The 14,704-nt window shown below is 72.5% G+C and carries 12 protein-coding genes; 5 read left to right on the forward strand and 7 right to left on the reverse strand.

Annotated elements, in window-relative coordinates:
- Positions 1-959, forward strand: a 959-nt coding sequence (locus ABZ876_RS00005) for an alpha amylase C-terminal domain-containing protein (RefSeq protein ID WP_361772061.1), incomplete at its 5' end; no start/stop codon positions are given.
- A gap of 55 nt (positions 960-1,014) precedes the next feature.
- Here ABZ876_RS00005 and ABZ876_RS00010 read toward each other — a convergent pair.
- The 4 genes from ABZ876_RS00010 to ABZ876_RS00025 form a co-directional block, all read right to left on the reverse strand.
- Positions 1,015-3,297 (reverse strand): ATP-dependent DNA helicase, encoded by a 2,283-nt coding sequence (locus ABZ876_RS00010; protein WP_361773828.1) that lies wholly within the window; start codon positions 3,295-3,297, stop codon positions 1,015-1,017.
- A 118-nt stretch (positions 3,298-3,415) separates the two neighbouring features.
- Positions 3,416-3,748: a thioredoxin domain-containing protein gene (locus ABZ876_RS00015; protein WP_361772063.1), complete on the reverse strand. Its 333-nt coding sequence runs from the start codon at positions 3,746-3,748 to the stop codon at positions 3,416-3,418.
- On the reverse strand, positions 3,745-4,173 hold the full coding sequence (locus tag ABZ876_RS00020; protein WP_361772065.1) for a MerR family transcriptional regulator: 429 nt from the start codon (positions 4,171-4,173) through the stop codon (positions 3,745-3,747). Before ABZ876_RS00020 ends, ABZ876_RS00015 begins: the two co-directional genes overlap by 4 nt.
- Positions 4,174-4,254: 81 nt before the next feature.
- Positions 4,255-5,691 carry an MFS transporter gene (locus ABZ876_RS00025; RefSeq protein ID WP_361772067.1) on the reverse strand — a complete coding sequence of 479 codons (1,437 nt, stop codon included), beginning with the start codon at positions 5,689-5,691 and terminating at the stop codon, positions 4,255-4,257.
- Positions 5,692-5,746: 55 nt separating this feature from the next.
- On the opposite strand from ABZ876_RS00025, the gene ABZ876_RS00030 reads away from it, so the two are divergent.
- Positions 5,747-6,721 carry an AsnC family transcriptional regulator gene (locus tag ABZ876_RS00030; protein WP_361772069.1) on the forward strand — a complete coding sequence of 325 codons (975 nt, stop codon included), beginning with the start codon at positions 5,747-5,749 and terminating at the stop codon, positions 6,719-6,721.
- Here ABZ876_RS00030 and ABZ876_RS00035 read toward each other — a convergent pair.
- Together ABZ876_RS00035 and ABZ876_RS00040 are read right to left on the reverse strand one after the other, a co-directional pair.
- Entirely contained in the window at positions 6,711-7,481 is a 771-nt protein-coding gene (locus ABZ876_RS00035; RefSeq protein WP_361772071.1) for a DUF2127 domain-containing protein, read from the reverse strand. The two genes, ABZ876_RS00030 and ABZ876_RS00035, sit on opposite strands and share 11 nt — an antisense overlap.
- A 113-nt stretch (positions 7,482-7,594) precedes the next feature.
- A complete protein-coding gene (locus ABZ876_RS00040; protein ID WP_361772073.1) occupies positions 7,595-9,271 on the reverse strand; it encodes an MFS transporter in 1,677 nt (558 codons plus the stop codon).
- Between the two features lie 197 nt (positions 9,272-9,468).
- On the opposite strand from ABZ876_RS00040, the gene ABZ876_RS00045 reads away from it, so the two are divergent.
- A complete protein-coding gene (locus ABZ876_RS00045) occupies positions 9,469-10,077 on the forward strand; it encodes a TetR/AcrR family transcriptional regulator (RefSeq protein ID WP_361772075.1) in 609 nt (202 codons plus the stop codon).
- A gap of 161 nt (positions 10,078-10,238) precedes the next feature.
- On the opposite strand, the gene ABZ876_RS00050 is transcribed toward ABZ876_RS00045, so the two are convergent.
- On the reverse strand, positions 10,239-11,618 hold the full coding sequence (locus ABZ876_RS00050) for a cation:dicarboxylase symporter family transporter (protein WP_361772077.1): 1,380 nt from the start codon (positions 11,616-11,618) through the stop codon (positions 10,239-10,241).
- Between the two features lie 342 nt (positions 11,619-11,960).
- Here ABZ876_RS00050 and ABZ876_RS00055 point away from each other — a divergent pair, with 342 nt between their 5' ends.
- Positions 11,961-13,634 (forward strand): sensor histidine kinase, encoded by a 1,674-nt coding sequence (locus ABZ876_RS00055; RefSeq protein ID WP_361772079.1) that lies wholly within the window; start codon positions 11,961-11,963, stop codon positions 13,632-13,634.
- Positions 13,631-14,323 carry a response regulator gene (locus tag ABZ876_RS00060; RefSeq protein ID WP_361772081.1) on the forward strand — a complete coding sequence of 231 codons (693 nt, stop codon included), beginning with the start codon at positions 13,631-13,633 and terminating at the stop codon, positions 14,321-14,323. The genes ABZ876_RS00055 and ABZ876_RS00060 overlap by 4 nt, the downstream gene beginning before the upstream one ends.
- Positions 14,324-14,704 lie beyond the last annotated feature (381 nt).

Raw genomic sequence — 14,704 nt, forward strand, 5'->3', positions numbered from 1 at the left:
AGTACGGCCAGTGGCGGCCGAACGAGCACGGCGGCCGGGAGAACCTGGACGCCGTGGCCTTCCTCCAGGAGATGAACGCCACGGTCTACCGCCGCAACCCGGGTGTGGTGACCGTCGCCGAGGAGTCGACCGCCTGGGACGGCGTCACCCGTGCCACCCACCATCGGGGCCCGAGCGGCTTCGGCGGCCTGGGCTTCGGCCTGAAGTGGAACATGGGCTGGATGCACGACTCGCTCCAGTACATGGGCCACGAGCCGGTGCACCGCAAGTACCACCACCACGAGATGACGTTCTCGATGGTGTACGCCTACAGCGAGAACTATGTGCTGCCCATCTCCCATGACGAGGTGGTGCACGGCAAGCGGTCGCTGGTGTCGAAGATGCCCGGCGACTGGTGGCAGCAGCGTGCCGGCCTCCGCGCCTACCTCGGCTTCATGTGGTCCCACCCGGGCAAGCAACTCCTCTTCATGGGACAGGAGTTCGCCCAGGGCTCCGAATGGTCCGAGGCGCACGGCCCCGACTGGTGGCTGCTGGACACGGGCTACGGCGCCGCGGCCGACCACCGGGGCGTGCGCGACCTGGTCCGCGAACTGAACACGGTCTACCGCCAAACTCCCGCCCTGTGGCAGCTCGACACCGAACCGTCCGGGTTCCAGTGGGTGGTGGGGGACGCGGCCGACGACAACGTGCTGGCGTTTCTGCGCTTCGACGCGGACGGCACGCCCCTGCTGGCGGTGTCCCACTTCTCGCCGGTCGTCCGCCAGGACTACCGGCTGGGCGTACCGGACGACGTGCCGGCCTGGCACGAGGTCCTCAACACCGACGCGGCCCGCTACGGCGGCAGCGACGTCCACAATCCGGACCCGCTGAAACCGGAACCCGCCCCTTGGCACGGCCGCCCGGCGAGCATCCGGCTGACGCTGCCGCCGCTGGCGACGGTGTGGCTGCGGCCCGCCTGACACGCTCCGCCCTCGCCTCGCCTCCGGGGGCGGCGGCCCCCGGAGGCGGCCACCGCTATGCCGTCGGCGCCTCGGCCAGGGCCCGTGGCAGGGGTGCCCGGTGCACGACTCCCAGCCGCTGTGTCGCCCGGGTCAGGGCCACATAGAGGTCGCTCGTGCCGTACCGGCCGGGCTCGACCACCAGGACGGAGTCGAACTCGAGCCCCTTGGACTGGCGCGGGTCGAGCAGGACGACGGTCCGCGTCAGGTCGGGCTCCGCGCCCGCCGTCACCCCGTCCAGCCGTGCGGCGAGAGACCGGTGCAGATCGCGCGGGGCGATCACCGCGAGGCGGCCCTCGGAGGGGGTCAGCTCCCGGACCGCCTCGGCCACGGCGCCGGGCAGGTCGTCGGTGGCGCGCACCCAGGGCCGTACCCCGGTGGACCGCACCGAGCTGGGCGGCTCGAAGTCCGGGTCCTCGGCCCGTACCACCGCAGCCGCGACCTCCATGATCTCGGCGGGCGTGCGGTAGTTCACACCGAGACGCGTGTGCTCCCAGCGGTCCTCCACGTACGGGGTGAGGATCCGCGACCAGGAGCCGACACCGGCAGCCTCGGCCGTCTGCGCCGGATCCCCGACCAGTGTCATGGATCGGGTCGGGCAGCGCCGCATCAGCAGCCGCCACGCCATCGGTGACAGCTCCTGTGCCTCGTCGACGATGATGTGCCCGAACGCCCAGGTGCGGTCGGCCGCCGCACGTTCGGCGGCACTGCGGTGGTCCGCCTCCTCGTGCCGCTCGGCGAACCGTTCCGCGTCGATGACGTCGTGGGCGGACAGCACCTCGGAGGCGTCGGGGTCGCTGTCCTCCTTGTCCTCGAACTCGTAGGTCCGGGAGGCGTACGACACGTCGAGCACGCCCTGCGCGTACGACACCTGTGCCTCGCGCTCACGTTCGGCGCGGGCGCGCGCCACCCGGTCGTCCTCGCCGAGGAGTTCGGCCGCCTCGTCGAGCAGCGGCACGTCGGCGGCGGTCCAGGCCCGCGTGACCGGGCGGCGGATGGCGGCGGCGTCCTCGTCGGGCACATACCCCTCCGGGTCGGCGAGGAAGTCCGCGACCAGCCGCTGCGGGGTCAGCCGCGGCCACAACCGGTCGATCGCCGACCAGACTTCGGGGTTCTCCGCGAGTTCGTCACGGATCTGGGTGATGTCGCTCGCGTCGAGGAGGTTCGAGCCGTCGTACGGGTCGGTCCCGATCCGCTCGGCGACCATGTCCGTGAGGGTGTTGAGGATATGGCCCTCGAAGTGCTCGCGCGCCACGTTGTGCGGCAGCTTCGCCGCGCGGGTGCGCTCGCGGGCCATGTTCACCAGCCCGTCGTCGAGCAGCAGGACGTCCCGGTCGTGCTCGATCGCGATGACCGGGTCGGGCAGCGCCTGACGGTCGCGCACGACTTGGGCCAGTACGTCGGCCATCTCCGCGCGGCCCTTGACGGCGGCCGCCTTTGGCGTGTCGGTCGCGGTGGCCCTGACCCCGGGGAACAGTTCGCCGACGGTCGCCAGCAGCACGCCGGTCTCGCCCAGCGAGGGCAGCACCTCCCCGATGTAGCCGAGGAACGCCGGGTTCGGCCCGACGATGAGGACGGCACGACGGGCGAGCAACTCCCGGTGTTCGTAGAGCAAATAGGCCGCCCGGTGCAGGGCGACGGCCGTCTTGCCGGTGCCGGGGCCGCCCTCCACCACCAGCACGCCCCGGTGCGGTGCGCGGATGATGCGGTCCTGGTCGGCCTGGATGGTCTGCACGATGTCGCTCATCCGGCCGGTGCGGGCGGAGGTGAGCGCGGCCAGCAGCACGGCGTCACCGGACGGGTCCTCGTGGCCGGTGCGCTCGTGATCGGCGAGGTCGAGGATCTCGTCGTGCAGGGAGGTGACACGGCGCCCGTCGGTGGCGATGTGCCGGCGCCTGCGCAGGCCCAACGGGGTGTGGCCGGTGGCCAGATAGAAGGGGCGCGCCACCTCGGCCCGCCAGTCGATGAGGATCGGCGTACGGTCCGCGTCGTCGGCACGCAGGCCGATGCGGCCGATGTGATGGCTCGGCCCGGAGACGAGGTCGATGCGGCCGAAGCAGAGCGAACCGTCCACGGCGTTCAGCGCCGCCAGCAGTCCCGAGCGTTCGGCGACGAGGATGTCCCGTTCCAGTCGGGCCTGCATGGGCTTGTCACCCTGGGCGAGCGCGTCCGCCACGGAACCCTCGGTGTCGCCGCGCAGCACGTCCACGCGCGCGTACAGCCCGTCGATGAATTCCTGCTCATGCCGCAATTCATCGTCCGGAAATTCGGTGTTTGACAATTCCGCTCCCGACCCGATATACTCTGCTCACTGGACTTCTTCGCGACCCGATTACCGTGAAGTCGCGAATCATTGAATATACGCAAAGAAATCCCCCGGGCGCAATTGCCCGGGGGATTTCTTCGTGCGGACGCGTTCAGAGCACGTCGGACAGCTCCTCGAGGAGCCGTCGCTTGGGCCTGGCCCCCACCATCGCCTTCACCGGCTCGCCGCCGCGGAACACCATGAAGGTCGGCATCGACAGCACTTTGTACGCGTTCGTCGTCGCCGGATTGGTGTCCACGTCCAGCTGCACCACCTTGAGCCGGCCCTCCTGCTCCGCCGCCAGCGCACCTAGCACCGGCCCCATCTGGCGGCACGGCGGACACCAGTCGGCGGTGAACTCCACCAGGACGGGCAGCTCCGCCCCGATCACCTCCCCCTCGAAGTCCGCGTCCGTCACCTCGGCCACGCCTGCCGCCCTGATCACCGCTGTCGCCCTCCCAGTTCGCACACCGGTTCCGGACCGCCCGGAACCCCCGCCTCGGCCGCCAGCGCGTCGCGCGCCTCCTCCGCCTTCGCCAGCTGCGCCCCGACCGTCGCCCGCACCGCGCGCAACTCGTCGATGAGCGCGTCGAGTTCGTCCAGCTTGCGCCGGTAGACCACGAGCGACGCCGGGCACGAGTCGCCCTCGGGGTGCCCGGCTCGCAGACACTCCACGAAGGGCCGCGTCTCCTCCAGGTCGAACCCGAAGTCCCGGAGCGTACGGATCTGCCGCACCAGCTTCAGATCGCGCTCGTCGTAGGCGCGGTGCCCGTTGCCTGTGCGCCGCGCGGTCAGCAGCCCCCGCGACTCGTAGTACCGCAGGGCCCGCGTGGTGGTTCCGGCCCGCGCCGCCAGCTCGCCGATTCGCATGCACCCGACCGTAGCCCTTGACGCCGACGTCAAGGCAACGCGTCAGCAGGGCGGCGGCAGCGTCCGCGCCGGGCAACCCGGTCAGCCGCGCGACCGCGCCGCCCGCCGGGCCGCACGCCGTCGTCCGGCGCCGCGCGGCCCGGACGTCATCGACACACCGGCCACCCCGGCGGCCGGCAGCAGCCCGGCCGCCGCGGCGAACGCGGCCCCGGCGCCCCGGGCGAAGAACACGCTGCCGAGCAGGGCGACCCCAAGCGTCGCCCCGAGCTGCTGCACCGCGTTGAGCAGCCCGGCCGCGGAACCGGTCTCGTGCGGGCGCACCCGGTGCAGCGCCGTGGTGAAGAACGGCACCGCGAACAGCCCCTGACCCACCCCGCACACGGCGAGCACGGGCAGCAGCGGCCATGGGTAACGACCGTCCGGGACGACGGCGTACACGGCGACGGCGCCCAGGACCCCGGCGAGCAGCACACCGAGCCCGATGTGCAGGACCCGCGCCCCGTACGCCGGCACCAGCCGCGCCCCCGCGGTCCAGGACGCGACGGCCATCCCGCACGACCAGGGCAGCAGGGTCAGACCGGCGGGAAGCACCCCGACGTGCGGTCCTAGTTGCAGCTGGACGACCACGACCAGCGTCAGCCCGGTCACCACCGCGAAGAACAGCACGGAGCACAGCAGCGCGGCCGGGAAGCCGCGGTCGGCGAAGAGGCCGGGCTCGACGAGAGGGCTGCGGCCGAGGCGGTCCCGGCGCCGCTGGTGCAGGGCGAAGACGGCGCTCAGAGCGAGGCCCGCGGTCCAGGTCACGGTGGACCGCAGCGGGCCGGCGCCCTCGATCAGCGGATAGGTGACCAGCCCGGCGGCGGCGGTCGCCAAGGCCGTGCCGAGCGGGTCCAGCCGGGGGCGCCGCAGCGACCGGTCCTCCCTCAGCAGCGGGGTGGCGAGCAGCACCCCGATGCCGAGCGGGACATTGACGACAAACGCCGCCCGCCAGGACGCGGCATGGATGAGCACCCCGCCGAGCACCGGCCCGCAGACCGAGGCCAGGCCCATCACCGGGCCGATCCAGCCCATGGCACGGGCCAGCTCGTCCCCGTCGAACAGGGCGCGTATCAGTCCGATGGTCTGTGGGATCACCAGCGCGGCGGCGGCGCCCTGCACGGCCCGCGCGGCGAGGAGCGCTCCGGTGGCGGGCGCGCAGGCGCACACGATGGACGCGAGGACGAAGGCCGCCGTCCCGGCCCGGAAGACCCGCAGGCGGCCGGCGATGTCGCCGAGGCGGCCACCGGTGACGAGCAGCACGGCGAACGGCAGGGTGTACGCGGTGCCGTACCACTGGATCGCGGAGACCGGGCCGCCCAGATCGGCGTGGACGGCGGGCGCGGCCACGTTGGTGATCGTGGCGTCCAGGAGGTTCATCGCCTCGGCGACGAGAAGGACGGCGAGCGCCGCCCAGCGAGGGGAGTGGCTGTTCTGCATGCCGACGAGCGTGGAGGCGGGCGCCCGGTGTATTCCATTCACGGCGCCTAGACTGCGGATTTCTTCCATGCAGAGACGACTGTTGAGGGATCCGTCCATGATCGACGCGCTCGACCGGGCACTGGTGCACGCGCTGCACGTCGACGGCCGGGCCCCGTTCAGCCGCATCGGGTCGGTGCTCGGGGTGTCGACGCAGACGGTGGCACGGCGCTTTCGGCGGCTGGCGGCCGAGTCGTCGCTGCGAGTCGTGGGGCTGGCGGAGCCGGGGCGCGCCGGGCGCACCCAGTGGCTGCTGCGGCTCGGCGCGGGCCCGCACACCGCCCAGGACCTGGCGCGGGCGCTGGCCCGGCGGCCGGACACGTCCTGGGTACGGCTCGCCTCGGGCGGCACGGAGATCCTGGCCGTGGTGCAGACCCCCGCGGACGACGGGCACACACTGCTGCTGCACGACCTGCCGCGCACGAACGGGATCACCGCGGTCTCGGCGCACTGTCTGCTGCACGTCTACCGGGGCGGGCCGACGGGCTGGCGGGGTCGGGAGGCGGTGCTGACGGCGGATCAGGTGCGGCTGCTGCGGCCGGGCCGCGAGGGACCGGTTACCGTACGCCCGCTCGCCGATACCGATCTGCCCCTGCTTCAGACGCTCGGGCGGGACGGCCGGGCGAGCCATGCCGAACTGGCCGCGGCCACCGGCTGGTCGCCCGCCACGGTCGCGCGCCGGCTGGCCGAGCTCCAGGCCTCCGGGGCGCTCTTCTTCGATGTCGACCTGGACGACACGGTGCTGGGCGCGACCGCGCAGGCGCTGCTGTGGATGTCGGTCGCGCCCGCCCGCCTGGACGAGGTGGCGCGCGCCCTCGCCGGCCACCCCGAGCTGGCGTTCGTCGCTGCGACGACCGGCCCCACGAACCTGGTCGCCCAGGCGCTGTGCCCCGGCCCGGCGGCGCTGCACGCCTATCTGACCCGGCGTCTGGGCGCTCTGGACGCGATCCGTTCGCTGGAATCCGCGCCGGTGCTGCGCACGGTCAAGGGCGCGGGCCCACTGGGTCCGGCGCCGGCGCGGGTCAGGAGGTGACCGCGAGGCCCGCCGACTCCTCCACCTCGATGAGGGAGGCGCTGTGCCGCTCCTCGTCGAACGCCCTGCGGCCGCCGCGCAGCCCGAACAGCCGTTTGGTGAGGGCGATGTAGAGGACGGCGAGGATGTTGAGGACCAGCGTGGCGATCTTCAGCGCGCTGATGTGCTCGGTGAGTTCGTAGATCTCCAGCGGCAGGAAGGCCGCGGTGGCCACGACGGTCAGGTACTCCGCCCAGCGCTTGGCGTACCAGAGCCCGCCCGCCTCGACCAGCTCGATCAGCGCGTACACCAGGAGAAGCCCGGCCACCAGGAGCAGCGTGGAGTGCCGGTAGCCGAAGGTCTTCTGGATGGTGCCGACCACCGGTGAGTGGTCGAGGTCGTAGTGGAAGTGCCGGAAGACGGGCCGGAACACGTCGAGGTACTCGCTGAAGAGCCGCCGCACCGCGTCCTGGCTGTTGCTGAACTTCCACACCGCCACCGCGACCAGCACGATGAAGACGCCGCGCACGGCCCGTTCGACCGCCAGGAAGCGCAGGACGAACAGGTCGCGCAGCACCTTCCCGCGCGGTACGAGCGGCGCGTCGTCGGCCGGTCCGGTGCCGTGCGGCTCGCCGAGCACGAAGTCGCCGCAGCGCAGGCAGCGCCACACGTCCCCGAGTGCCGTCCGGGCGTGCAGCCGCATCCGCAGCCTGGGGTCGTCGGGCGCGTAGGTCACATGCCCGCGGCGCGCGCACGTGCGCCGGTCCCAGTCGATCTTCATGCCTTCATGCTCCCGTGCCTCCGAACCAGGGTGCCGTGCCGGTCGGATCCGGCACGGCACGGCCGTGCATGCCCTACGAGACGCCGGTGCGGCGGGAGGGGTTCCGCGGAAGGTCAGCGGGTTCCGGCGTCCACCAGCTCCGGCTCCTCATTGTGCTCCTCGGCGACGGCCGCACCCCGCTTGCCCGGCAGCAGCACACCGACCAGCACGGTCCCGACGCCGAGGACCACCGCGCCGACCAGGCTGGTGTGGGCGACCGCGTCCGCGAAGGAGGAGCCGACGGCGTCGGCCATCTGCCGTGCGCCGTGGGCGAGCTGATCGGCCTGGGCCTTGAGCTGTGCGGCCTGCCGGGCGTTCTGGGCGTGCGCGGCCTGCTCGGCGAGCTGCCTGGCCTTGTCCCCGATGCCCTGCGCGACCGCGTATCCGGCACCGACGGAGTCCTGGGCGGTGGACAGACCGCGCGCCGGGAGCCCGCTGCCGGCCGTGGCGTCCGTCAGGTGCGAGGAGTACGCGTTCGCGAGGACCGAGCCGAGGATGGCGATGCCGAGCGAGCCGCCGAGTTCCAGCGAGGTGTCGTTCACCGCGCCGCCGACGCCCAGCTCGGACTCCGGGAACGCGCCCATGATCGCGTCTGTGCAGGGCGAGAGCGCGAGGCCGATCGCGAGACCCAGGATCACCAGGGGCAGGACGAAGTCGCCGTAGGACGAGGCGGAGTCGATCCGGGTGAGCAGCGCGAGCGCGGCCGTGCCGCCGACCATGCCCGCGGTCACCGTGATCTTCATGCCGATGCGGGGGGTGAGGTAGCCGGTGAGCGCCGAGCCGACGAACACCGCGCCGGCGAGCGGCAGCATCCGCACGCCGGTCTGGAGGGCGTCGTAGCCGAGCACGAACTGCAGGTGCTGGGTGAGGTAGTAGAAGGCGCCGAAGACGGCGAGGAAGAACAGGGCGACGGCGAGGTTGGAGCCGGCGAAGCGGCGGTGGGCGAAGCGGCGCACGTCGAGGACCGGGCGCGGGTGGCGCAGCTCCCAGGCGATGAACAGGACGAGCGCGACGCCCGCGACGACGGCCGCCGTGACGGCCTTGGCGCCCCAGCCGAAGTGCGGCCCCTCGATGATCATGTAGACGAGGGAGCCGACCCAGAGGACCGACAGCGCTCCGCCGACGTAGTCGATGCGCTCGTGGTGCGCGGCCCGGGACGGCGGGACGAGGACGAAGGCTGCGACGAGCGCCACCGCGGCGACCGGCACGTTGATCAGGAACGTGGACGACCAGCCGTGATCCTTGAGGAGCGCCCCGGCGACCAGCGGACCCGCCGCGATGGCGAGACCGGCCGTGGCGGTCCACAGGGTGATCGCCTTGGCCCGCTCGGCGCGCGGGAAGGTGGCGGCGAGAAGGGAGAGGGTGGCGGGCATGATCAGCGCGGCGCCGACGCCCATCACGGCGCGGGCCGCGATGACCGTCGCGGCGCTGTCGGCGAGGTAGCCGAAGACGGCGCCGCCGCCGAAGACCACGAGCCCGAGGACCAGCGCGCCGCGCCGGCTGTACTTGTCGCCGATCGCGCCGAGCAGCAGCATCAGGGCCGCGTACGGGACGGTGTAGCCGTCGATGACCCACTGAAGGTCGGCGCTGGACAGGCCGAGGTCCTGGGTCATGTCGGGCGCGGCGACGGTGAGGGCGGTGTTCGCCATCACGATGATCAGCAGGCTCAGGCAGAGCACCAGCAACGCCCACCAGCGCCGGGCGTAGGGCCGGTCCATCCTCTCGACCGGTTCGTTCATGACGAGACGCATGGGTGCGGGCCTTTCTCTTTCTCCGTTGCCGAGTGGCGTGCGCAGGTCGGCGACTTCACACGCCGATGACTTGCACAGAGCTGTGCAGTTGCACAACCATGTGCAATGTACGGTGTTGCACACCGCTGTGCAAATGGAGGAGGTGAAGGCCCGTCCAGGCGCGCGGACGCGCCCGGGGGCCGTGCAGAATGGCAGCCATGACCACGGGTAACCCCAGCCGGGCCGATGCCAACCGCCGTCGCATCCTCGAGGTCGCGCTCACCGAGCTGCTGCGCGACCCCGATGCGTCCATGGACCAGATCGCCCGGGCCGCCGGTGTCGTGCGGCGCACGGTCTACGGGCACTTCCCGAGCCGTGAGGCGCTCATCGGCACGCTCGTCGACGGCGCCGTGGAGGCGGTCGCGGCGGCCCACGCGGCGGGCCGCGTGGGCGTGGCGGACCCGGTGGAGGCGGTGGCCCGCTCGACGCTGGCGGTGTGGGAGGTCGCCGACCGCTACCGGATCCTGGTCGCGCTGGCCCAGCGCAGCGTCACCGTGCAGGGCATCCGCGACCGTCTCGCGCCGGTCCGCGCGGCGTGCGCCGCGGTTCTGGCCGACGGCCTGGAGCAGGGCGTGTTCGTCTCGCCGCTGCCACCCGAGGCGCTGGCCTACGTGCACGAGCAGATGCTGTTCGCCCTGATGGAGGCAGTGAACGACGGACTGCTCCCGGCCCGGGAGGCGGGACCCTCGGCCGCTCTCACCCTGCTGAGCGCGGTGGGCGTACCCGCCCCCCGGGCCACCGAGCTGGTGGCGAAGCTCACCGGCTGAGGGCCCCCTCGGGCGCCGTGACCGGCTGCCCGGCGGCCCTGAGGAAACCGGAGGGCCGGGCCCACAGGGGGCCCGGCCCTCCGGGATCCGTGAATCGCGGACCGGGCGGCTGGTCGACGGGGGAACGGTCCAGCCGCCCGGAGTACGGGGGTGCGGAAGACTCAGGCCTTGGCCGGCTCCTTCTCGCCACCCTGCTCGGGCATCGAGGCGCGGGCGTCGCCGTCCTCGTCCACCAGCGTCCGCTCGTCGAAGGGGATCTCACCGGCGAGCACCCGCTGCACCCGCTCCTTGTCGACCTCACCCGTCCAGGTGCCGATGAGGAGGGTGGCGACCGCGTTGCCCGCGAAGTTCGTCACGGCACGGGCCTCGCTCATGAACCGGTCGATGCCGATGATCAGGCCCACGCCGTCCACCAGGGCGGGCTTGTGCGACTGAAGACCGCTGGCCAGTACCGCGATACCGGAACCGGAGACACCGGCCGCGCCCTTCGAGGCGACCATCATGAACAGCAGCAGACCGATCTGCTGCCCGATCCCCATCGGCTGGTCCAGCGCGTCCGCGATGAACAGGGAGGCCATCGTCAGGTAGATCATCGTGCCGTCGAGGTTGAAGGAGTAGCCGGTCGGCACCGTGATGCCGACGACCGGACGGCCCACACCCAGGTGCTCCATCTTCGCGATGAGCCGCGGCAGCGCGGACTCCGAGGAGGAGGTGGACACGATCAGCAGGAACTCACGGCCGAGGTACTTCAGCAGGTACCAGATGTTGACCTTGGCCACCACGCGTACCAGCGCGCCGAGCACGATGCCGACGAACAGCAGACAGGTGACATAGAACCCGATCATGATCGTGGCCAGCGCCTTCAGCGCGTCCACACCGGTCTCGCCCACCACGGCCGCCATGGCGCCGAAAGCACCGACCGGAGCCGCCCACATGATCATCGCGAGCACCCGGAAGACCAGCTTCTGAATGTGCTGGACCCCGCGCAGGACCGGCTCGCCGGAGCGCCCCATGGCCTGCAACGCGAAGCCCACGAGCAGCGCGACGAGCAGCGTCTGGAGGACCTGCTCCTGGGTGAAGGCCGACACCAGGGTGGTCGGGATGATGCCGAGCAGGAAGTCCACCGGTCCCTCGGCGGCGGCCTTGGCCTGCTCGTGCCCGACGCCCTTCACGGCCTCGGTCAGATGCATCCCGCTGCCGGGGTGGATGACATTGCCGACGACGAGGCCGATGGCGAGCGCGACGACGGACATCGCGAGGAAGTAGCCGAGGGCGAGCCCACCGACCTTGCCGACCTTGGCCGCCTTCCGGACGGAGCCGACACCGAGCACGATCGTGCAGAAGATGATCGGCGAGATCATCATCTTGATCAGGCTCACGAAGCCCTTGCCGAGCGGCTTCAGCTCCTTGGCGAAATCGGGCGCGGCAAAGCCCACGGCGATACCGAGGGCCACCGCGGCGATCACCGCGAGGTAGAGATAGTGGGTGCGGTCCCGCCTTGCTGCGGGCGCGGCAGGTGCCGTTCGGGCTGTGCTGGCCACGGCTGCCCCTCCTCGACGACATTGTCGGATCGATCCGGCGTGCGGCTCACGTCCGGGGAAAACCGGGAGGCGTCCTCCCGGTGACCGGGAGGCTGCATGCTCCCGGGGGATGCGGTGACTATCTCCCGCCCTGTGAGGGCGGTCACCCTTCCGTTCATTTAGTTCGCGCTTATACGGCGAGCGGAACGGCTGCGGGGCGATACGGCGAGCGGAGGCCGCCGTACGGCTTCGGCGAGCGGAGCCGCCGTACGGCTTCGGCGAGCGGAGCCGCCGTACGGCTTCGGCGAGCTGAGCCGCCGTACGGCGATACGACGATCCGGGACCGCAAGGCAGACTGAACGCATGCGCCCGCCCAGACTCCCCAGACCCCGCAGCCTGGCCGGCCAGCTCTTCGCGATGCAGGCCGTGCTGATCGCGGTGCTCGTCGCCGGGTACGCCCTCTTCTCCTACGTCAGCGACCGCGGCCAGGCCCGGGACGCGGCCGTCCGGCAGGCGATGGCCGTGGCCCGCTCGGTCGCGGACGCCCCCTCCGTGCGGATGGCGATCCGCACCCCGGACCCGACGCGGGCGCTCCAGCCTTACGCGTCCCAGGTGCAGCGGCACACGGGCGTCGACTTCGTCACGATCATGACCCCGGAGGGCATCCGCTGGACCCACCCTCATCCGGCGCTGATCGGCGAGCGCTTCCTCGGCCACACCGCCCGCGCGCTGAAGGGCGAGTCGTTCACCGAGACCTACACCGGCACCCTGGGCCCGTCCGTGCGCGCGGTCACGCCCATCCGCGACGGCGGCCGGATCGTCGGCCTGGTGAGCGCGGGCATCAAGGTCGAGACCGTCTCGGCCCGGCTCCGGGAACAGGTGACGACCCTTGTCTCGGTGGCGGGCGGGGCCCTGGCCCTGGGCGCCGTCGGCACCTATGTGATCAACGCCCGGCTGCGCCGCTCCACGCACGGCATGAACGCCACCGAGCTGAGCCGTATGCACGACTACCACCAGGCCGCGCTGCACGCCGTGCGCGAGGGCCTGCTGATGCTGGACGGCGGGTTCCGGGTGGCGCTGATCAACGACGGCGGCCGGGAGCTGCTCGGGGTGACCGGCGAGGTGGTCGGCCGCTCCGTGGCCGAGCTGGGCCTGCCGTCCCCACTGACGGGCGCGCTGCTGTCCTCCGAGCCCCGGGTCGACGAGGTCCATCTGACGGCGGCACGCGTCCTGGTCGTCAACACCTCCCCGGTCTCCGGCGGCGAACGCCGGGGCACCGTGGTCACCCTGCGCGATGTGACCGAGCTCCAGTCGCTGACGGGTGAGCTGGACTCGGAGCGCGGCTTCACCCAGGCCCTGCGCTCCCAGGCGCACGAGGCGGCCAACCGTCTGCACACCGTCGTCTCGCTGATCGAGCTGGGCCGCGCGCAGGAGGCCGTCCACTTCGCCACGGCCGAACTGGAACTGGCGCAGGCGCTCACGGACCAGGTGGTCGCCGCCGTGAACGAGCCGGTGCTCGCGGCCCTGCTGCTCGGCAAGGCGGCGCAGGCCAACGAGCGGGGCGTGGAGCTGGTGATATCGCAGGACAGCCGTATCGACGACGGGCTGCTGCCTGCGTCGCTCCCGGCCCGGGACCTGGTCACGATCCTCGGCAACCTGATCGACAACGCGGTGGACGCGGCGCAGGGCTCCGGGGGAGCGCGGGTCACGGTGACCGCCTGCGCGGAGGATGCGGAGCTGGTCCTGCGGGTGTCGGACACGGGGGCCGGAGTCGATCCCGCGCACACGGAGGCGGTGTTCCGGCGCGGCTGGTCGACCAAGCCGGCGACCGTGACCGGCGGCCGGGGCCTCGGCCTGGCACTGGTCCGCCAGACGGTACGCCGCCACGAGGGCACGCTGACCGTGTCCGGGGCCGCGGGAGGCGGGGCCGAGTTCGAGGCGCGGATCCCGTTGCCTACCGTGGGGGCGGCCTCGGGGGAGACCGAGGAGGTTCCCGGGGCTTGCGCCGAGCCCGCCCTGCCCGGAGGTGACGTATGAGCGTGCCCATCCGCGTCCTCGTCGTGGAGGACGACCCGGTCGCCGCCGACGCCCATGTGATGTACGTGGGCCGGGTGCCGGGCTTCACCGCGGTGGGCAAGGCGCACACGGGCGCGGAGGCGCGGCGCATGCTGGACCGGACGCCCGTCGACCTGCTCCTGCTGGACCTCCATCTGCCGGATGTGCACGGCCTTCAGCTGGCGCGTTCCCTGCGGGCCGCCGGGTACCACGCGGACGTGATCGCGGTGACGTCGGCGCGGGACCTGGCGGTGGTGCGGGAAGGGGTGTCGCTGGGAGTGGTCCAGTACGTGCTGAAGCCGTTCACCTTCGCGACGCTGCGGGACCGGCTGGTGCGGTACGCGGAGTTCCGGGGCGCGGCGGGTGAGGCGAGCGGCCAGGAGGAGGTGGACCGGGCACTGGCCACGCTGCGGGCGCCGGCACCGGCGGCGCTGCCCAAAGGACTGAGCGCCCCGACGCTGGAGCGGGTGACCGGTGCGCTGCGGGACTGCGAGGAGGGGCTCACGGCCGCGGGGGTCGCCGAGGCCGTCGGCATCTCCCGGATCACCGCCCGCCGCTATCTGGAGCATCTGGTGGAGGCGGGCCGGGCGGGGCGCAGTCCGCTGTACGGGCAGGTGGGGCGACCGGAGCTGGTGTACCGGTGGGTCCGGGCGGCGGGAGGGACGCGGTGAGCGGGACGGCGAACGCCCGGGGAGCCGAGCGACCCGACTCGCCGCAGAAGCCGGGAGAGCCGGGGGAGCCGGGGGAGCCGGGGGAGCCGGGGGGAAGGGCGTCCATGGGAGGGCGTCATGCACGCCGTCCCGCCTTACGGTCGCGAGGGCGGGGCGGGGGTCAGCTGCCCCGGCCGCTCTTCACAGAGCGGGGTCAGCGGAGATCGCGCTGACCCAGTCACCACTTGGCGGCGGTATCGAGGCGGTCCCGCAGCCCGGCACGGCGCGGCACCGACGGGTTCGCGCCGCCCGCGCCGCTCGCCCGCGCCCCTTGTCCCCCGCCTCCGGCCTGACGTACCGGCTCCCCGTGTCCGCTCAATCCCGCCCGACCCCGCCTCCCCG

The organism is Streptomyces sp. NPDC046931, from assembly GCF_040644655.1.
Lineage (GTDB): Bacteria > Actinomycetota > Actinomycetes > Streptomycetales > Streptomycetaceae > Streptomyces.

Excerpts from the sequence above, each read along its gene's own strand:
- ABZ876_RS00030 (WP_361772069.1), top strand. The coding sequence starts at position 5,747 with ATGATCGACGCGCTCGACCGGGCACTGGTGCACGCGCTGCACGTCGAC.
- ABZ876_RS00055 (WP_361772079.1), top strand. The coding sequence starts at position 11,961 with ATGCGCCCGCCCAGACTCCCCAGACCCCGCAGCCTGGCCGGCCAGCTC.
- ABZ876_RS00035 (WP_361772071.1), bottom strand. The coding sequence starts at position 7,481 with ATGAAGATCGACTGGGACCGGCGCACGTGCGCGCGCCGCGGGCATGTG.
- ABZ876_RS00060 (WP_361772081.1), top strand. The coding sequence starts at position 13,631 with ATGAGCGTGCCCATCCGCGTCCTCGTCGTGGAGGACGACCCGGTCGCC.
- ABZ876_RS00040 (WP_361772073.1), bottom strand. The coding sequence starts at position 9,271 with ATGCGTCTCGTCATGAACGAACCGGTCGAGAGGATGGACCGGCCCTAC.
- ABZ876_RS00020 (WP_361772065.1), bottom strand. The coding sequence starts at position 4,173 with ATGCGAATCGGCGAGCTGGCGGCGCGGGCCGGAACCACCACGCGGGCC.
- ABZ876_RS00045 (WP_361772075.1), top strand. The coding sequence starts at position 9,469 with ATGACCACGGGTAACCCCAGCCGGGCCGATGCCAACCGCCGTCGCATC.